Origin of the sequence: Stenotrophomonas sp. SAM-B, assembly GCF_013387485.1 — a bacterium.
Taxonomy (GTDB): Bacteria; Pseudomonadota; Gammaproteobacteria; order Xanthomonadales; family Xanthomonadaceae; genus Stenotrophomonas; species Stenotrophomonas maltophilia_AA.
This window is the reverse complement of the sequence record NZ_JABBXB010000001.1, coordinates 718,885-739,056: the sequence shown is the minus strand read 5'-3', so window position 1 is coordinate 739,056 and position 20,172 is coordinate 718,885. Positions and strand designations below refer to the sequence as shown.

Here is a 20,172-nt window from a genome sequence, read left to right as displayed (position 1 = left end):
TTGCACCACTGCTTCGATGGATCAGAAGCGCTGGGTGTACTTCATGTACAGGAAGCGGCCGATATCGAAACCGCCGTAGTAGGCGAAGCTCGAGTTCGGTGCCGAGTACATCAGCGGGCCCTTGTGGTCGAACACGTTGTTGGCGCCCACTGCGATGGTGGCATCCCACGGAGCCTGCCAGCTGACCTGCAGGTCGTGGAAGGTGTTGGAGCCAGTCTTGCGCAGCGGAGCGGCTTCACCGTTGGCGAAGCGGTTCGGGTCGGTGCAGCCGATCGAGATGCACGACTCGCTCAGGCCCGAGTAGTAACGCGCGGTGTAGTTGACACCGAAGTCACCCATCGCCCAGTTGACGCCCAGGTTCGAGCGCACGCGGAACAGCGTGGTGTCACCCGACTGGCCGACCATGCCGATCATGATCGGGTCGCCGTTGCTGTTTTCACCGGCTTCGTCGTACTTGGACAGGTAGCTGGTCTGCCAATCGATGTTGAACTGGCCGATGGCCAGCTCCGGCAGGCGGTACTTGATGCCCAGGTCGTAACCTTCGGTTTCCATCTTGCCGAGGTTGGCGGTGCCGTAGGTCAGCGCGCTCACGTGGCCGTCCGGTGCACGAACGACGCCTTCGCAGCGGGCCGAGTTGCCCAGCACGTAGCAGTCACGCAGGATGCGGTCGACGCTGTCTTCGATGATCATGTCGCTGATCTCGTAGCGGTACCAATCCAGCGAGACGTCCAGGCCCTGCACCCAACGCGGGCTCCAGACCAGACCGACGGTCTTGCTCTTGGAGGTTTCCGGGGTCAGGTTCGGGTTGGCACCCGAAACGAACTGGTCACCCGACTGGCACGGCAGGGTCGAGCAGACCTTGTTGCCCTGGCCGATCTGGGTGTAGTTGGCCGGAACGCCAGCGGCCGAGCACGGGCCGTTGCCGGCAACGCTGCCCGGCGCGGTGACGCCGCACGGATCGATGTACGACTCGAAGCTCGAGCTCAGGCCACCGTACAGATCGGAGATGGTCGGAGCGCGGAAGCCTTCCGCATAGGTACCGCGGACCAGCAGCTCGTCCATCGGACGCCAGGTCAGGCCGAACTTGCTGTTGGTGGTGCCACCGAAGTTGCTGTAGTCCGAATAACGGCTGGCAACGTTGAAGGTCAGTTCCTTGGCAAACGCCATGTCGGCCAGGATCGGCACGTTCAGTTCGAGGTAGACCTCGTTCAGATCGTACTCACCCTGGGTCGGCTTCTGGCCCAGGCCGGTGGACTTGCCCGACTGCGCGAAGGCGTCCGGCACATAGTTGCCTTCTTCCTTGCGGTGCTCCACGCCCATGGCGAAGCCCAGGTCGCCGGCCGGCAGGGTCACGATGGAACCGGCCAGGTTGGCGGTGAAGCTGGTGGTCTTGGTCACGCCACGGGTGGTGAAGGTCGGGAACAGGAATTCCTGCAGTTCCTGGTCAGCCAGCGAACCCTGGCCCGCAACGCCGTACGGCAGCAGCGGATTCCACGGGCGGCAATCGCCCAGGATCGGGTTGGCGGCGGTGCCGCAACGGGCAACGCCACCGGCGTCGACGAACGACGGGCCGAGGGCCTGCTGGGAAGCGATCAGGCTCATGTCGCCGCGCTGGGTCACGATCGACTCGTTGCGGTTCCACAGGGCACCCACGTCCCAGTCAAAGGTCTTGCCGGCCAGCTCGAAGTAGCCGCTGACGGTCGGCGCGAAGCGCAGGGTCTTCAGCTGGCTTTCGCTGGTACGCGGCATTTCCCACAGGCGACGGCGGAAGCTGATGTCCTGGCTCAGCGGGTTGAACGCACTGGAACCGGACAGCGGGGTGTTGATGTTCGATGCAGCGGACTGGTACGGGTAACCGGCAATCTGCTGGAACGTCTGACGCTCGTTGTAGAGCAGGTCGGTGTTCAGGCTGATGGAATCGGTGAAGTCGTAGGTGCCGTTGATGTACACCGACTTGCGCTTGACGCCGGTCAGCAGGGTCATCTGCTCATTGGCGTTGGCGAATTCGTCGGAGGTCAGCTCGTGGTAATCGCCGGCGTTCTTCGGGTTGCCGCCCGCGTTCAGGGTCTGCCACACGGCAGTGCCCTTGGTGCAGTCGAACAGGGTCGGGTTGCACCAGCTGCCATTCTGGCTGATCGGGCTCCAGTCTTCGCTGGTCGAGTTCGGACCCAGCGAGCCGTCACGGCTGTACCAGCGGTCCTTGGCCCACACCGGATCCTGCTTGGAGTACTCGGCAGACAGCGTCAGGCTGCCGCGCTCGCCCTTTGCACCGAGGGTCATCGAGTACTGCTGCTCGTCACCGTCGCCGTTGCCGAACTGGCCAACACGGACGCTGGCTTCGCCGCCGTCGATGTTCTTGCGGGTGATCACGTTGACCACGCCGGCGATGGCGTCCGAACCGTAGATCGAGGACGCGCCGTCCTTCAGGATCTCGATGCGCTCGACCGCCGACATCGGGATCTGGCTCAGATCCTGCAGGCCGGAGGTGGACGCGCCGAGGCGCTTGCCGTTCATCAGCACCAGCGTGCGCTGGGCGCCCAGGTTACGGATGTCGACGTAGTAGCCGCCCACGTTCTCGCCGGAGGACAGCGAATCCGAACGCGAGATGGCCGGGGAACCGGCCGAGGTCAGGTTGTTCAGCACGTCCGCGACGCTCGAGAAACCCTGCTTTTCCAGGGCTTCACGGGTCATCGTCAGGATCGGCTGCTGGGTCTCCATGTTGGCGCCGCGGATGCGCGAGCCGGTGACCGAAATACGGTCCAGGTCAGTGGTGCCGGCAGCAGCTTCCTGCGCCGAGGCAAAGCTCGGCACGAGCGCGAGCGCAATGCCGGCGGGCAGAAGGCCCAGCCGCACTGCAGGAGTACGAAAATTCATTTATCTCTCCGAGGTACGTTAGTAGCGTGTTAAACCGCCTCGGAAAGTTACGATTGCGTTGCAGCTAATTATTTGCGTGATGCAACCAAAGACTTTGCCGACTCTGGCGACAGGTTCGCACCTGCCTCACGGTAGCGTGACGCGGACAACCCGAAACGGGCCCGAAACGCCCGTGCGAAGCTGCAGCAGTTGTCAAACCCGCTGGCCGCGGCCACCTCGCCCACCATCATGTCGGTATCACGCAGCAGATCGGCCGCACGCTCCAGACGCAGGCGCGCCGAGAGCGACTGCGGGCTCTCCGCGTACAGGCTCTGGAAGGTCTTGGACAGGTACCAGCTGGAAAAGTTGGTGAGCTCGGCCAGTTCACCGATGCGCACCACGCGGTGGCTGTTGCCTTCCAGATAGAGGCGCGCACGCTGCATGCGCCCGAACACCTGGCGCTTGCGGCTGCGCGAACGGCCCGGGCAACGCTGCACGCCGGTGGCCATGCCCTGCTGCAGCGCAGCCAGGTGCAGCAACGCCGGGCGCAGGCCCTGCATCGGCCGGTCGCTGGTCAGTGCGTCACGCCACAGGCGCATCGCCACGCGCATTTCGCCGCGCGTCATCGTGCCGCGGCCCGCGTAGAGATTGCAGTCGGCCAGTTCGCCCAGCGCGCGCAGCGCGTCCGGCGACAGGCTCAACCCGATGCACAGGCCATCACGTCCGGCCTGCACCATCGGCTTGGAGTCCTTCTCGAAGGCGATCCACTCACGCTGGCGCAGACGGAACTTGCCCTCCTTGGATTCCACCCATGCGCTGCCACGCACCTGCATCCAGACCGTGAACGTCGTGCCGGCGGTCTGCAGGCTGCCCAACCGGGCAACGCCCAGGCAGTTCGGCAACGCGCCATCGTCGATGGCCTTGTCCAGGGAAAGAGATTGACCGCGATCGGCCAGGGAGAGCTGACGCATGACTGCACCGTGAGTTTGCCTTTGCTGGCGTGCAGTTTTGCCAAATCAGGCGACTGCCCTCAGGACGTCTTGGCGAGATTGATCCGAATTCGCCACGACAACCTCACGAAGAACTTACGAAGGGTCTTTTCCCTTCATAAACAGCAGGTTGGAGAATGCCGGGAAGAACGACGAGGTCGCTTCAGGCAGGCTCATGACCCCGATGTCGGACCCATCGGCCACGGCAAGGGCCACATACACCGCACTGCCGTCCGGACTTGCGCTGAATCCATTGCCGGTGCCCAGCCGATCCGCGTCCAGGCAGTGCGCGCCGTCGCCCGAGGTCGCGCTGAGCCGGGCAAACACGGTGGCGCAGTCGGCGCGGTTGGAGAGGTAATCGATCTGCCCCGTGCCGGAGACCGTCCACGCGCGGTACCGCCATCGCGAGGGCTGATCGCTGCGGACCTGGCGGATGCTCTGCGGCGTCAGCGCGGCATCGGCCGACCACAGGCCACTGGCCGACAGGCGGGTGAACAGCACGCGTTCGCCCGCCACGTCATAGCGTGCCTGGGAGACGCCATCGATACTGCCGAGCAAGCGCCAGGGCGTGGCGGTGCGATCGAACAGCGACAGACGCATGCGTTCGTCGCGATCGCGCTCGACCACCAGCAGCTGTTCCGGCCGCTGCCCATACAGGGCCTGCAGTGGCTGCGCCACCGGCACTGCCAGGCGCACGGTCTGCTCGTCGCGCGGGGACACTTCGAAGATGGCCGGATTGGCGTGTTCATCACGCCCCAGCACCAGCAGATGGCGGGCGTCGCGCGACCAGTCCGGAATCTGGCGGGTTTCCGGGCGCAGGCCTTCGATCGGCCGCAGCGATTCAGGCCGCTGCAGGTCCGCCCACCACAGCGCATAGCTGCCGGAGCGGTTGGAGCTGAAGACCAGCTGCCGGCCGTCCGGCGCGATCATGGGTTGTGCATCGCGCCCGCCCGAGGCGAACAGGCGTTCGGGCGCGCCCGGGCCGTCGGCGTTGATCGGCACTTTGAACAGCCCGAACTGCGCCCGGCGGTGCATGAAGGCCAGCATGTTGTTGCTGCGCGACAACGCCGGCGCCTGCGCATCGTCGAGCCCCAGGTCGCGCAGCGTGCGCGTGCGCGTGTCCAGTTCATACAGGCGCGCTTCGCTGTCCACGCGGCGGCCGAACACGATGTGGCGGCTGTCGCTGCGCCAGGCCCAGCCGCGGATTTCGGCGGAATCGTTGGTGAGCTGTTCCGGCGTACCGCCCTCTGCCGGGATCCGCCACAGGTCGCCGACCTGCGGATTGCGCACGAACACGATCCAGCGCCCGTCGGGCGAATAGCGCGGCGCGTACTCGAAGCTGTCCGCATCGATCGTGTAGTCGAGCGCGGTCCAGCTGCCGCTGGCGATGTTCAGGGTACGGATGCCGCGATGCGCGTACTTGCCCGACAGTGAGCCGAACAGCAGGCCGCGACCGTCCGAGGTCCAGTCGAAGCTGAGCAGCTCGGTGCCATCGCAGCGGGTGACATGACGCAGGGCACCGCCGGTGGCGCTGGCGATGATGACCTCGCAGCTGCCGCTGCCGTCCGGACCGAACCTGGCGAAGGCGATGTCGCGCCCGTTGGGCGACCAGTTCGGGAACCGGTCGGAATACGTGGCCGGCGTATCCATCAGGACGCGTGCCGGCGCGTTGCCGGAGGTCTGCACCTTGATGACACTGCCCTGGCGTGCCGGCGTATCGGCCTCGTAGGCGACCTGCGAACCATCCGGGGACAGCGTGGGATACGTCTCGAAGCCCGAGGTGGCGGTGATCAGCCGGTACGGCCGCTGCGGGCTGCCGATCACCCGGGTGCCGTCCTCGATCGCGGCGTCCACCGCCGTGGCGGGCCGTTCGCGCTGTACCAGCAGGGCCGCCATGACCAGCAGGGCGATCAACATCGCCACGCCGATGGCGAGCAGGATGTAACGCCGGGTGCGGCGCCACTGCCGACGCAGCGGGCCGTCAACACGCCTGCGCGACGGCGCGGTGGCCGGGGGCAGCACCGGGGTGGCCTCCAGCGCATCCGGGTCGACGCCGTCCATCGCCGCCAGGCCCCGCACGTCCTCGACCGCACTCACGGGCACGAGCAGGCGATAGCCGGTCTTGGCGATGGTTTCGATATAGGCGGTACCGGCCTCTTCGTCGGTGGCGAAGGCCTTGCGCAGCTGGGTGACGGCCTGGGTCAGCACGTCGTTGGTGGGCAGCGTATCCGGCCAGACCTCGGCGAACAGTTCGTCGCGGGTCACCACGGCGCCCGGCGAGCGCATCAATGCCTTCAGTACGCCCAGCGCCTTGGGCGTCAACCGACGCGGGCGACGCACGCCCACCACCATCACTTCCCGCGAGGAAAGAATGACGGTGCAATCGCCGATTCGAACTACATCGGCTGACGTTCGCTCACTGTCGTTGATGATCATTCCGGTGACACGAGTGAATGCAGGACTACTGGAACGCAGCATTCATCACAATCGACAACGACCGAACGAACCGCCAGATTCCGCACAAGGCATCAGCGCAAAGCGCAAAAACACTGAAGCGCGCGAATACTAGCCTATGTGGGTTAACCGCACCTGTGCGTGTGGCCAACACCAGGCTCTCTCTCGCCGACGAATCCACATAAATTGATTCAGCATTCGCGCCTTCGGGCGCGAATTTTTTATGCGCGATTCAGCTTTGTATGCGACGGATCATCGTGAGCCCGACCAGGCGCGAGACCACCAGCGCTACGTACATCACGCCGGCGAACTGTTCCAGCATCACCAGCGCCCGTGCCTGCGCATGGATGGGCACCACATCGCTCAGTCCGACCCCGGAGAGCAAGCTGAAGCTCAGATAAAGCAACTCCATCCAGGTGCGCAGTTCGCTCTCGCTGGTGGCCACGAAACTGCCCGGGTACCACTGCTGGCACACCGCGAATGCGAAGGCGAATGCCCAGGCCAACAGCGTGAAGGTGGCCCCCGCGGCGAACAGCTCGTCACGGGTGACCTTGTGGTCCTGCAGCATGTAGGCGATCAGGCTGCCGGCGGTATAGAAGTACAGCAGGCATTCGAGCAGCTGGGCGGTGGTGACCAGCGCCGGACGCCCCAACAGCGCCCCCGAGATCGAGAACACCACCGAGGGGATCGCCAGCACCAGCGCCACCCACATCCCCAACGGGCTGCGGCGTACCACCCACAGGGCCAGACCGAGCACCGCGATCCCGAACGCACCGAACAGCGCGCGGCTTGCGCCGGCCTCGTCCATCGCCGGGTACAGCAGCACGCCCAGCAGCTGCACCGCCAGCAGCCACGCCGAGGGATGCCGGCGCGCGATCGCCAACCATTTGGTGCTGCGTGCTATCGCCATCGTTGTCCCCACCCCTGCCTGGTCGCGCCGAGCTTAGCCGGAATCGCGCGGGCACTGGATGATGGCCGGGGCGGCGCACACCGCCCCGGCCGCTGCCTCACTCCTGGCGATACACCTCGGCCCCCAGATCGCGGAACTGTGCGGACTTCTCCGCCATGCCGGCTTCCAGCGCCTGGTGCGTATCCAACCCCTGCCCCGCCGCATAGTCGCGCACGTCCTGGGTGATCTTCATCGAGCAGAAGTGCGGGCCGCACATCGAGCAGAAGTGGGCGAGCTTGTGCGCGTCCTTGGGCAGCGTCTCGTCGTGGAATTCCTTGGCCTTCTCCGGATCCAGCCCAAGGTGGAACTGGTCCTCCCAGCGGAACTCGAAACGCGCCTTGCTCAATGCGTTGTCGCGCACCTGCGCGCCGGGATGGCCCTTGGCCAGATCCGAGGCGTGCGCGGCAATGCGGTAGGCCATGATGCCGTCGCGCACGTCCTGGCGGTTGGGCAGGCCGAGGTGTTCCTTCGGCGTCACATAGCAGAGCATGGCGGTGCCGTACCAGCCGATCATCGCCGCGCCGATCGCGCTGGTGATGTGGTCGTAACCCGGCGCTATATCGGTGGTCAGCGGGCCGAGCGTGTAGAACGGCGCTTCACCGCACTCGCGCAGCTGTTTGTCCATGTTTTCCTTGATCAGCTGCATCGGCACGTGGCCGGGACCTTCGATCATGGTCTGCACGTCGTGTTTCCACGCGATCCTGGTCAGCTCGCCCAAGGTTTCCAGTTCGCCGAACTGCGCGGCATCGTTGGCGTCGGCGATGCAGCCCGGACGCAGGCCGTCGCCCAGCGAGAAGGTCACGTCGTAGGCCTTCATGATCTCGCAGATGTCCTCGAAGTGCGTGTAGAGGAAGTTCTCCTTGTGGTGTGCCAGGCACCACTTGGCCATGATCGAACCACCGCGCGAGACGATCCCGGTCACGCGCTTGGCGGTCAGCGGCACGTAACGCAGCAGCACGCCGGCGTGGATGGTGAAGTAATCCACGCCCTGCTCGGCCTGCTCGATCAGGGTGTCGCGGAAGATCGCCCAGTTCAGTTCTTCGGCGCGGCCATCGACCTTCTCCAGGGCCTGGTAGATCGGCACGGTGCCGATCGCCACCGGCGAGTTGCGCAGGATCCATTCGCGCGTTTCATGGATGTGCTTGCCGGTGGACAGGTCCATCACGGTGTCGCCGCCCCAGCGGATCGCCCAGACCAGCTTTTCCACTTCCTCGGCGATGCCGGAGGACACCGCGCTGTTGCCGATGTTGGCGTTTATCTTGGTGAGGAAGTTGCGGCCGATGATCATCGGCTCGCTTTCCGGGTGGTTGATGTTGTTGGGCAGCACCGCGCGGCCGCGGGCGATTTCGTCACGGACGAATTCGGGCGTGATGATGCTCGGGATCGAGGCGCCGAAGGACTCGCCGGGGTGCTGCTTCAGCAGCGCGGCATCGCGGATCGCGTCCAGGCGCTGGTTCTCGCGGATGGCCACGAACTCCATCTCCGGCGTGATGATGCCGCGGCGTGCGTAGTGCATCTGGGTGACGTTGGCGCCGGCCAACGCGCGTCGCGGTTGCAGGCGCGATGGGAAGCGCACCGCATCGAGCCGGGCATCGGTTTCGCGAGAACGGCCGAACGCGGAGCTCAGGCCATCCAGTACCTCGGTATCGCCACGTTCGGCCACCCAGGCGGCCCGCAGCGCAGGCAGGCCGGCGGAGAGGTCGATAGCGACACCCGGGTCGGTGTACGGGCCGGAGGTGTCGTAGACGGTGACCGGCGCATTCTCTTCGCCACCGAACAAGGTGGGCGTGCGGGTCAGCGTGATCTCGCGCATCGGCACCTGCAGATCGCTGCGCGAGCCCTGCACGTGGATCTTGTGCGAGCCGGGAATCGGCCGTGTGACCGATTCGGAGAGTTGCTGGGCCTGTTGCTGCAGGGCGGAGAGCTGTGCGTTCATCGAGGCATCGTCCTAGGTTCAATCCCCGCACAGGGACTGTGCGGTTCTATGCGAGGGATTCGCATGGGAGGGACGAAACGGCGGCGCTCGACGGACGGATTGCGGGCGGTCTCCGGGCGCGGTGGCCCTACGGCGCAATGCATCTGCAGATGCGAAGCTTCCCTACGCCGGTATCAACCGGATCAGGTTCGAAGGGACTGTCTCAACCTTGGCCACTGGGCCGCGGTACCCCCGCTTCGGGGCGAATTAGACCACAAAGGCAAGCGCGAGGGGCACCCGGGCGAAGACGCACGCTGGCGGGTATGGGTTTGATGTGAACAAAGCGCCGACACCCGATGCACTACCATGCTGCGGCGCGGTATGCGGTGCGATACCGGGGTGAACACCCCGGATCGTGCGCGCACCACGCACTGCTCGACGCCATTGACGTCCGTACTGACCGGCCTCGACCGGCTTGATCCGCCCCAGTCGTTGCCGCTGTGCCGCTGGAGATTGCAAGCCTCGGCTCGCCCCTACTGATCGGAGACACGCCTTCATGGTGTTCCGCATTTCCATCGCACTGGTCGCACTGCTGGTGCTGATCGCCGGCCTCGCGCCAGGCCCCTTCAACGAGGTCGTCCAGAGCGGCCTGTCCACCATCATCCGCAGCACTGGCTGGCTGTACCTGCTGGTGGTGTTCATCACCCTGTCGTTCCTGATGTACCTGGCCTTCGGCCGCTTCGGTTCACTGCGCATCGGCGGCGAAGACGCCGAACCCGATTTTTCCAATGCGAGCTGGATGTCGATGCTGTTCGCCGCGGGCATGGGCATCGGCCTGGTGTTCTGGGGCGCGGCCGAACCGATCTCGCACTTCGTGAAACCGCCGGAAGGGTTGGCGCCGCAGAGCATGGAGGCGGCGCGCGCATCGATGCGCTATGCGTTCTTCCATTGGGGCCTGCATCCGTGGGCGATCTATGCGTTGATCGGCCTGGCGATGGCGTGGTTCCAGTTCAACCGCAATGGCCGCGGTCTGATCAGCGATCTGCTGCAGCCGATCATCGGTGCGCATCACCGTGGCTGGATGGGCACGGTCGTCAACGTCGCTGCAGTCGTCGCCACGGCGATCGGTGTGGCAACGACGCTGGGCTTCGGCACGATCCAGATCGCGGCCGGTCTCGAGCGCGTGTTCGGCATCCAGGCCTCGGTGCCGGTGCAGCTGACCATCATCGCGGTGGCGTTCGTGCTGTACATGGCCTCCACCACCAGCGGTGTCCACCGCGGCATCAAGTGGTTGTCCAACTTCAATCTCGGCCTGGCGGCATTGCTACTGGCGCTGATCCTGGTGCTGGGACCGACCGGCTTCATCTTCGATACCTTCACCACGACCATCGGTTCGTACCTCAATTCGCTGGTGACGATGAGCCTGCGGATGTCGCCGTTCTCGGGCAGCACCTGGGTGGCCGACTGGACGATCTTCTACTGGGCCTGGTGGATCGCGTGGGCGCCGTTCGTGGGCTCGTTCATCGCGCGCGTGTCGCGAGGGCGCAGCATCCGCGAGTTCGTGCTGGGCGTGGTGATCGCACCGAGCGTGCTGGGCTTCCTGTGGTTCTCGGTGTTCGGCGGCACGGCGCTGTGGTCGCAGATCTTCGGCCACGTGGACCTGGCGCAGGCGCTGGGCAATGGCTACGAGACGGTGTTGTTCACGATGTTCGACAGCCTGCCGATGCCGACGGTGTTGTCGGTGATCGCGCTGGTATTGCTGATGATCTTCTTCGTGACCTCGGCCGATTCGGCGGTGCTGGTGCTGGCGACGATGTCGACGGAGGAGGCCGGCGATCCGCCGTTGGCGCGCCGGATGGTGTGGGGCGTGGCGATTGCGTTGATCGCGGGCGTGCTGTTGTTGGCCGGCGGACTCAATGCGCTGCAGGGGATGATCACGATCGCGGCGTTGCCGTTCGCGTTGTTGATGCTGGCGGTGATGTGGTCGTTGTACCGGGTGCTGGACATGGAGCATGCGTTGCAGCGCCGCCGTGCGCAGCGTGCGCGACGGTTGATGGACGAGTGGATCGAGCGGGAGATCGCGGCGCAGGAAGAGACGCGCGACGAGGCGGCTCGAGCGCCTTAGGGTGGTCGGGTTGGTCGGATTGGTCGCCTAGAGCGGCACGCTTCCCGGGCTATCGGTGGGCGGGCCGGGACGGGTGGGTTGGCGGGACACGCCGTGAATCCGTCCTTGGAGGCTCATGTCGCGCCATCCATGGCGCTCATGGTCCCGACAACCCACCCGCCCCGTCCCGCTCACGGTTTCAAGGTGGTGTTGGGGAGAGCCGCCGGGCGAAGCTCGGTGTCGCAGCGTGCATCTGACGCCTTGGATCCTGGTTGAGGAAAAGCAGCCACGCATGGCGTGGCTCTACGTCGGATCATTGCACGAGAAGAGCAGCCACGCATGGCGTGGCTCTACGTCGGATCATTGCACGAGAAGAGCAGCCACGCATGGCGTGGCTCTACCGCTTTTGCCATGCGCACCGACCCACTGTGGGTGGGTCGGCCAGGGTGGGTCGGCGGGACCATGAGCCGCATGGATGCGGCGACATGAGCCTCCATGGATGGATTCACGGCGTGTCCCGCAAACCCACCCAGGCCGGCCCACTACCCCCACCCTCGAACGCGCCCTGCTCTACGCTTCCGCCCTGCTCTACGCTTCTGCCCTGCGCACTGCCCTGCGCTCCTGCCGACCAGCGGCCGGCGGCCGGCGCTGTGGAGCACGAGAGAATCAGTACCCCGCAGCCTGCCCATCCTTGCGGCTCTCCGAAGCGCCGTAGTACACCCCGGTCTCCGGATCACGCAGGATCGCCTGATACCCACCGTACGGACCATCCGCGAACACCACCCGGTGGCCCTTGCGCATCAGCGCGCGCACCGTCTCATACGGGAAGCCGGTTTCCAGATTCACCTCGCCCCCGTCGCTCATCGCCGTCGCCTGCCCGGTCGGCTCCGTCGACCCCTCATGCTGGATGCGCGGCGCGTCACCCGCTTCCTGCAGATTCATCCCGAAGTCGACCATGTTCATCACGATCTGCGCATGCCCCTGCGGCTGCATCGCACCGCCCATCACCCCGAAGCTCATCCACGGCTTGCCATCCTTGGTGACGAAACCCGGGATGATCGTCTGGAACGGCCGCTTGCCCGGGGCATAGCCATTCGGGTGATCCTTCTGCAGCACGAACATCTCGCCGCGGTCCTGCAGGATGAAGCCCAGGCCCGGGGGCGCCATGCCGCTGCCCATGCCGCGGTAATTGGACTGGATCAGCGAGACCATCATGCCGTCTGCATCGGCGACGGTCAGGTAAATCGTGTCGCCCTCCTTCAGCTGCTTCGGCGTGCCCGGCTGCACTTCGCTCAGGGCCTTGTCCATCGAAATCAGTTTGCGGCGCTCGGCGGCGTAACCCTTGGAAATCAGTCTATCGACCGGCGCCGGATGGAAGGCCGGGTCGGTGTAGAAGCGCGCACGGTCGGCGAAGGCCAGCTTCTTGGCCTCCACGAACAGATGCACATGTTCGGGTGAACCGAAGGGAATCTTCGAGAAGTCGTAGCCTTCCAGCACGTTGAGGATCTGCAGCGCGGCGATGCCCTGGCTGTTCGGCGGCAGCTCCCACACATCGTAGCCGCGGTAATTGCTGCTCACCGGCTCGACCCACTCGCCATGATGGCTGGCCAGGTCGTCGTAGCTCAGGTAGCCGCCGTTGGCCTTGAAGTAGGTACCGATGGTGCGGGCAATGTCACCCTTGTAGAAGGCGTCGCGGCCGCCCTGGGCAATCTGCTCGAGGGTGTGCGCCAGGTTCGGGTTCTTCCACAGCTCGCCCTTGCGCGGGGCATGGCCATCGATCGTGAACTGCTCGGTGAAGCCGGGATACTTGGACAGCCGCGGGACCGAGCGGTCCCAGTAGTAGGCGATGACCTCGGCGACCGGGTGGCCTTCGCGGGCGTAGCGGATCGCCGGGGCGAGGTTGTCGGCCATCGGCTTGCGGCCGAAGCGTTCGTGCAGGGCGAACCAGCCGTCGACCGCGCCGGGCACCGAGACCGGCAGCGGACCCGTGGCCGGGATCTCCTTGAGCCCGCGGCGCTGGAACTCGGCCAGGGTCAGCGACTTCGGCGAGCGGCCCGAGCCGTTGTAACCGTAGAGCTTCTGCGTCCTGGGGTCCCACACGATCGCGAACAGGTCACCGCCGACGCCGTTGCCGGTCGGCTCCATCAAGCCGAGCGCGGCATTGGCGGCGATCGCGGCATCGACCGCCGAGCCGCCGGACTTCATCACGTCCAGCGCGATCTGCGTGGCAAGGGGCTGGGAGGTGGCGGCCATCGCGTGCGGGGCGATCACCTCCGAGCGGGTGGCGAAGGTGTGGCCGGTGATCCGGTCGGCGGCGATCGCGGCGACGGGCAGCGTACACAGGACGGCGGCGGCGAGCAGGCCGCGGGCAAGGCGTGAGGACACGGGGTGGTTCCTGATGGGTGGTAGCAGCCCCCCGATGGTGGCGGCAGATGCCCCCAGATGACATCCCACCATGGTCATGTGCCGGCGTAACGAGGCCTCAAATCCGCGCAGAACGGCGCCCCAAAATGCTGAATTCCGGTTCACCCGAACGCTTTCAACCGCAACCATCCTTGCAGGGCGGGGGCTTGCAGTGGATGCAGGCGAAACTGATGGAAATTGCGTTCCCAGGGTTGACACCGCCAAAACCCGTGTGGTTTTCTCGATCTCATGTTGCAGCGCACAGCCACCCGCGAATCCACCGAGCACGCCGACCACGGCGCGGCCTCCGTCCATTCGCTTCTCGTCCTCGTACTTATTACCCAACCAACAGGTGCGGGACGGACCGGCGTGTAAGCAAGACTGCCAGGTATCCATCAAAACCCGCACCCGACCAGGTGCGGGTTTTTTCGTTTCAGAACCCTTCGATTTCCATCCTCCCCTCCGAGCTGCCTTCCACCATGACCCGCCAGCCCACCGCGAGCCAGCCGATGCCCACCGCCCCCACGGCGGGTGCGTTGGCGTGTGGTCGCGGCCAGGCCGGCGCCCCCCCTTCCCCTGATGGGCCGACGCGTCGCTGACCGTCGGCCCTCTTTTTTTCTTGCCTCCAAAGGACCTCCCCCATGAGCACCAACGACCTGCCCCAGATCAAGATCGCTGTTGTCGGCTACGGCAGCCAGGGCCGCGCGCACGCGCTGAATCTGCGTGAATCCGGCTTCGATGTCGTCGTCGGGCTGCGCCCGGGCGGTCCGACCGAGGTCAAGGCCCAGGCCGACGGCTTCACCGTCAAAGCCCCGGCCGAAGCGGTCAAGGACGCCGACCTGGTCGCCGTGCTGACCCCGGACATGGTGCAGAAGAAGCTCTACGAAGACGTGCTTGCGCCGAACATGAAACAGGGGGCGGTGCTGCTGTTCGCGCATGGCCTGAACGTGCATTTCGACATGATCAAACCGCGCGAGGATCTGGACGTGGTGCTGGTCGCGCCGAAGGGCCCGGGTGCGCTGGTCCGTCGCGAGTACGAGATCGGCCGCGGCGTGCCGTGCATCTGGGCGGTCTACCAGGACAAGAGCGGCAAGGCCGCCGAGTTCGCCCTCGCCTACGCCGGTGGCCTGGGTGGCGCCCGCGCCAACCTGATCCAGACCACCTTCAAGGAAGAGACCGAAACCGATCTGTTCGGCGAACAGGCGGTGCTGTGCGGCGGTGCCTCGGCCCTGGTGCAGGCCGGTTTCGAAACCCTGGTCGAAGCCGGCTACCAGCCGGAGATCGCTTACTACGAAGTGCTGCACGAACTGAAGCTGATCGTGGACCTGTTCTACGAAGGCGGCATCACCCGCATGCTGGAATTCATCTCCGAGACCGCGCAGTACGGCGACTACGTCAGTGGCCCGCGCGTGATCGATGCCGGCACCAAGGCGCGCATGAAGGACGTGCTGACCGATATCCAGAACGGCACCTTCACCAAGAACTGGGTCGCCGAATACGAAGCGGGCCTGCCGAACTACAACAAATTCAAGCAGGCCGACCTGGAGCACCCGATCGAGAAGGTAGGCAAGGAACTGCGCGCCAAGATGGTCTGGTTGCAAAGTCAAGCCGCGTAAAACGCGCGGCTCCCCCACCCGCTTTCGTAAAGGTCACCGCATGAATACCTCCGCCCACAGCACCGCGCCCCGCAACGGCGCACGCTGGTTGACGCAGGCCCTGGAAGCCGAGGGCGTGCATACGCTGTTCGGCTATCCGGGCGGCACCATCATGCCGTTCTATGACGCCCTGGTGGATTCCGGGCTGAAGCACATCCTGGTCCGCCACGAGCAGGGCGCGGCCCTGGCCGCCAACGGCTTCGCCCGCGCCAGTGGCCGGGTCGGCGTCTGCGTCGCCACTTCCGGCCCGGGCGCCTCCAACCTGGTCACCGGCATCGCCGACGCGATGCTGGATTCGGTGCCGATGGTCTGCATCACCGGCCAGGTCGCCACCCCGCTGCTGGGCACCGACGCGTTCCAGGAACTGGACGTGTTCGGGCTGACCCTGCCGATCGTCAAGCACAGCTGGCTGGTGCGCCGCGTCGAAGACCTGCCGCAGGTGGTTGCCGATGCGTTCCGGATCGCCCGCGAGGGCCGTCCCGGCCCGGTGCTGATCGATCTGCCCAAGGACGTGCAGGTGGCCGATGCGTCGCACCTGCCCGACCACGTGCCCTCCACCGTGGTGGCACCGCCTGCACCGCAGGACGAGGCCATCGCGCAGACCATCGCGGCGATCGCCGAGGCAGAGAAGCCGGTGATCTATGCCGGTGGTGGGGTGGCGCTGGGCGATGCGGTGGAGGACTTCCGTGCCTTCGTCGAGGCGACCCGTATTCCGACCGTGCTGACCCTGCGCGGGCTGGGTGCGCTGCCGCCGCAGCATCCGCATTACCTGGGCATGCTGGGCATGCACGGCACCCGCGCGGCCAACATGGCCGTGCAGGAAAGCGATCTGCTGGTCGTGGTCGGCGCGCGGTTCGATGACCGCGCCACCGGAAAGTTGAACGAGTTCGCCCCGTTTGCGCGCGTCGTGCACATCGATGCCGATGCCTACGAGATCTCCAAACTGCGCACCGCCGACATCGCGGTGCCCGGCAACGTCGGCACCGCATTGCGTGCGCTGACGGCGGCCGCCACGGTACCGGCCGCGCAGGACGCCTGGCGCCAGCGCTGCCAGGGCCATCGTGAACGCTTCGCCCCGCGCTACGACGCACCGGGCAAGCACATCTACGCCCCGGCGCTGCTGAAGCGCCTGAGCGAGCTGGCGCCGAGCGACGCGATCATCGCCTGCGATGTCGGCCAGCATCAGATGTGGGTCGCCCAGCATTGCCGCTTCAACCACCCGCGCAACCACCTGACCAGCGGCGCGCTGGGCACCATGGGCTTTGGCCTGCCGGCGGCGATGGGCGCGCAGTTCGCCTGCCCCGACCGCACCGTGGTGCTGGTCTCCGGTGACGGCAGTTTCATGATGAACGTGCAGGAGCTGGTCACCATCGCCCGCTGCCGCCTGCCGGTGAAGATCGTGCTGCTGGACAACAGCTCGCTGGGCATGGTCCGCCAGTGGCAGGAGCTGTTCTTCGCCGAGCGCTACAGCGAGATCGATCTGTCCGACAACCCGGACTTCGCCGCGCTGGCCCAGGTGTTCGGCATTCCGGCCACGCGCATCGAAGCACGTGACGATGTCGAAGGTGGCCTGGCCGCGATGCTGGCCCAGCCCGGCCCGGCGCTGCTGCATGTCGCCATCGATGCGCGTGCCAACGTGTGGCCGCTGGTGCCGCCCAACAACGCCAACAGCACGATGCTGGAAAGCAACCCCGCCCATCAGTCCCAGGAGTTCCCCAATGCAATACCGGCTTGACCTGGTGCTGACCCCCGCCGAAGGCGCGCTGCTGCGCGTGATCGGCATGGCCGAACGCCGCGGCTTCGCGCCGCGCGCGATCGCCGGTGCGCCCAATGCCGCCGATGACGGCCGCTGGCACCTGCAGCTGGTGGTGGACAGCACGCGTCCGCCGGAAACGCTGCGCCGCCAGATCGAGAAGATCTACGACTGTGTTTCGGTGCGCATCAGCGCGCTGGAACCCGGAGTATCCGCATGAACGCCCGCACCGTTGCATCGGTGCCGGTACGGAGGTGTCTTCTTGCAGCACATGGATGTGCAAATGGTGCGCGTGCAGGATGCACAACGTCGCACCGCGCTGCAGGATGCACAACGTCGCACCGCGCTGCAGGAGGCACGACGTCGCACCGTGCGCCGTGGCAGCGCGCGTCGCTCCGCGACGATCACCATGGCCGGGTGCATGATGCCGGCTAGCCGTACCCCGCAGGAACCGGATGTAGGCGACGTAAGCGTCGCCGATGTGCTGGCCGCGCAGGCACGGCTGCGCCGCTTCCTGCCGCCCACGCCGCTGCATTACGCCGAGCGCTTCGGCGTGTGGCTGAAGCTGGAGAACCTGCAGCGCACCGGCTCCTACAAGGTACGCGGCGCACTGAACGCCCTGCTGGCCGGCCGTGAACGCGGCGATGACCGCCCGGTCATCTGTGCCTCGGCCGGCAACCACGCCCAGGGCGTGGCCTGGGCCGCCTACCGCTTGAACATCCCCGCGATCACGGTGATGCCGCACGGCGCGCCGGCCACCAAGATCGCCGGCGTGGCGCATTGGGGCGCCACCGTCCGCCAGCACGGGGAGAGCTACGACGAGGCTTACGCCTTCGCCCGCGCGCTGGCCGACCAGCATGGCTACCGCTTCCTGTCCGCCTTCGACGACCCCGACGTGATCGCCGGCCAGGGCACCCTGGGCATCGAGCTGGCGCCGCACGCACCGGACGTGGTGATCGTGCCGATCGGCGGCGGTGGATTGGCGTCCGGCGTGGCGCTGGCGCTGAAATCGCAGGGCGTGCGTATCGTCGGTGCGCAGGTCGAGGGCGTCGATTCGATGGCCCGCGCCATGCGCGGCGACGTACGCGAGATCGCCCCGGTCGCCACCCTGGCCGACGGCGTCAAGGTAAAGATCCCCGGTTTCCTGACCCGCCGGCTCTGCAGTGCGCTGCTGGACGACGTGGTGATCGTGCGTGAAGCCGAGCTGCGCGAAACCCTGGTGCGGCTGGCGCTGGAAGAACACGTGATCGCCGAAGGGGCTGGTGCGCTGGCGCTGGCCGCCGGCCGCCGCGTGGCCGGCAAACGCAAGTGCGCGGTGGTCTCCGGCGGCAACATCGATGCACTGGTACTGGCCCAGCTGCTGGCCGACATCCGCCCCCGTCCCCCGCGCAAACCGCGCCGCCGCGCCAGCGAGCGAACACGCCCGCCCCTACCCACCGTGCTCGCGACACCCCCGATATCCGTTTCGATTCCTACCTCTGCCATTCCATCCGACATTGCTGTCGAGGAGACCTCCTGGTGACCATGCCCAACTCCCCCCGAATTAGAATTTTCGACACCACCCTGCGCGATGGCGAGCAATCGCCCGGCTGCAGCATGAGCCCGCAGCAGAAGCTGGTGATGGCCCGCGCGCTGGACGAACTGGGCGTGGATGTCATGGAAACCGGCTTCCCGGCCAGCTCCCAGTCGGACCGCGAAGCCATGGCGATGATCGCCCGCGAAGTGCGCCGCCCGACCTTGGCCGTGCTGTCGCGCTGCCTGGCCGCCGACATCGAAACCTCGGCCAAGGCGCTGGAGGCCGCGGCGAACGCGCGCCTGCATGTCTTCCTGTCGACCAGCCCGCTGCATCGCGAGCACAAGCTGCGCATGAGCCGCGAGCAGGTGCTGGAATCGGTGCACAGGCACGTCAGCCTGGCCCGTGGCTATGTGGATGACGTCGAGTTTTCCGCGGAAGACGCCACGCGCACCGAGGAGGACTTCCTGATCGAGGTCGCCCGCGTGGCCGTGGCCGCCGGCGCGACCACCATCAACCTGCCCGATACCGTGGGCTTCACCACGCCGGAAGAGATCCGCGGGATGTTCCAGCGCGTGATCGCCGGCGTGCCGGACAGCGACCGCATCATCTTCAGCGCGCACTGCCACAACGATCTGGGCCTGGCCGTGGCCAACTCGCTGGCCGCCATCGAAGGCGGCGCGCGCCAGGTCGAATGCACCATCAACGGCATCGGCGAGCGCGCGGGCAACTGCTCGCTGGAAGAGATCGCCATGGTGCTGAAGGTACGCAACGCCTTCTACGAAGAAGACACGCGGATCAATACGCCGCGCATCGTCGGCACCTCGCAGCTGCTGCAGCGCCTGGTCGGCATGCCGGTCCAGCGCAACAAGGCGATCGTCGGCGCCAACGCCTTCGCGCATGAGTCGGGCATCCACCAGCACGGCATGCTGCGCCACCGTGGCACCTACGAAATCATGCGTCCGGAGGACGTGGGCTGGGAGTCCTCGCAGATGGTGCTGGGCCGCCACAGTGGCCGCGCCGCGGTCGACCAGCGCCTGCGTGCGCTGGGCTTCTGGCTGGAAGAGGAAGAACTGAAGCTGGTCTTCGAGCAGTTCAAGGCGCTGTGCGAGCAGCAGCGCGTGGTGACCGATGCCGACCTGCAGACCCTGATGCAGGGCAGCGCCACCCAGAACGGCTACCGCCTGGCCTCGATGACGATCAGCGATGTCGGCAGCCGCGCCAATGCCCTGGTCGAGCTGTCCGACCCGGAGGGCAACCGCGTCGCCGAGACGGCGCAGGGCGATGGTCCGGTCGATGCGTTGTTCGGTGCACTGTCGGCCGCCACCGGCGTGCAGTTGATGCTGGACAGCTACCACGTGCACAGTGTGGGCATCGGCGCCGATGCGCGCGGCGAAGCCAACCTGAGCGTGCGCCACGAGGGCGTGGAGTACGAAGGCACCGGCACCAGCCGCGACATCATCGAAGCCTCCGCGCTGGCGTGGCTGGAAGTGGCCAACCGCCTGCTGCGCCAGCGCAACGCGACGACCGAACAGCCCGCGGCCACCGCCGCGGCCTGAGCACCCATGAAGCACCCCGAACCGC

General features: G+C 66.3%; 12 protein-coding genes and 1 riboswitch. Of the genes, 6 read left to right on the top strand and 6 right to left on the bottom strand.

Annotated elements, in window-relative coordinates:
• Positions 1–21 precede the first annotated feature (21 nt).
• From HH110_RS03130 to thiC, 5 genes are all read right to left on the bottom strand, one after another.
• A complete protein-coding gene (locus HH110_RS03130) occupies positions 22–2,874 on the bottom strand; it encodes a TonB-dependent siderophore receptor (RefSeq protein WP_176988276.1) in 2,853 nt (950 codons plus the stop codon).
• A 68-nt stretch (positions 2,875–2,942) separates the two neighbouring features.
• Positions 2,943–3,824, bottom strand: a complete 882-nt coding sequence (locus HH110_RS03125) for a helix-turn-helix transcriptional regulator (RefSeq protein WP_176988275.1) — start codon at positions 3,822–3,824, stop codon at positions 2,943–2,945.
• Between the two features lie 114 nt (positions 3,825–3,938).
• Complete coding sequence (locus HH110_RS03120) at positions 3,939–6,278, bottom strand: winged helix-turn-helix domain-containing protein (protein WP_176988274.1); 2,340 nt, start codon at positions 6,276–6,278, stop codon at positions 3,939–3,941.
• Between the two features lie 250 nt (positions 6,279–6,528).
• A complete protein-coding gene (locus HH110_RS03115; protein ID WP_176988273.1) occupies positions 6,529–7,206 on the bottom strand; it encodes an ion channel in 678 nt (225 codons plus the stop codon).
• A gap of 97 nt (positions 7,207–7,303) precedes the next feature.
• Positions 7,304–9,181 (bottom strand): phosphomethylpyrimidine synthase ThiC, encoded by a 1,878-nt coding sequence (gene thiC, locus HH110_RS03110; protein ID WP_176988272.1) that lies wholly within the window; start codon positions 9,179–9,181, stop codon positions 7,304–7,306.
• 141 nt (positions 9,182–9,322) lie between these two features.
• Positions 9,323–9,424: riboswitch (TPP riboswitch) on the bottom strand.
• 292 nt (positions 9,425–9,716) lie between these two features.
• On the opposite strand from thiC, the gene HH110_RS03105 reads away from it, so the two are divergent.
• The gene (locus HH110_RS03105; protein WP_102788207.1) at positions 9,717–11,285 is read left to right on the top strand and encodes a BCCT family transporter; all 1,569 of its coding nucleotides are present in this window, start codon (positions 9,717–9,719) and stop codon (positions 11,283–11,285) included.
• A 645-nt stretch (positions 11,286–11,930) separates the two neighbouring features.
• On the opposite strand, the gene ggt is transcribed toward HH110_RS03105, so the two are convergent.
• A complete protein-coding gene (gene ggt / locus HH110_RS03100) occupies positions 11,931–13,649 on the bottom strand; it encodes a gamma-glutamyltransferase (RefSeq protein WP_176988271.1) in 1,719 nt (572 codons plus the stop codon).
• 659 nt (positions 13,650–14,308) lie between these two features.
• Here ggt and ilvC point away from each other — a divergent pair.
• From ilvC to HH110_RS03075, 5 genes are all read left to right on the top strand, one after another.
• Positions 14,309–15,283 carry a ketol-acid reductoisomerase gene (gene ilvC / locus HH110_RS03095; protein ID WP_070473592.1) on the top strand — a complete coding sequence of 325 codons (975 nt, stop codon included), beginning with the start codon at positions 14,309–14,311 and terminating at the stop codon, positions 15,281–15,283.
• Positions 15,284–15,323: 40 nt separating this feature from the next.
• Entirely contained in the window at positions 15,324–17,057 is a 1,734-nt protein-coding gene (ilvG, locus tag HH110_RS03090) for an acetolactate synthase 2 catalytic subunit (RefSeq protein WP_176988270.1), read from the top strand.
• Positions 17,041–17,295 carry an ACT domain-containing protein gene (locus HH110_RS03085; protein WP_019183810.1) on the top strand — a complete coding sequence of 85 codons (255 nt, stop codon included), beginning with the start codon at positions 17,041–17,043 and terminating at the stop codon, positions 17,293–17,295. Before ilvG ends, HH110_RS03085 begins: the two co-directional genes overlap by 17 nt.
• Before the next feature lie 204 nt (positions 17,296–17,499).
• Positions 17,500–18,597, top strand: coding sequence for a threonine dehydratase (locus HH110_RS03080; protein ID WP_176988490.1), 1,098 nt, complete (start codon positions 17,500–17,502; stop codon positions 18,595–18,597).
• 2 nt (positions 18,598–18,599) lie between these two features.
• Positions 18,600–20,147 carry a 2-isopropylmalate synthase gene (locus HH110_RS03075; RefSeq protein ID WP_176988269.1) on the top strand — a complete coding sequence of 516 codons (1,548 nt, stop codon included), beginning with the start codon at positions 18,600–18,602 and terminating at the stop codon, positions 20,145–20,147.
• Positions 20,148–20,172: the final 25 nt, after the last annotated feature.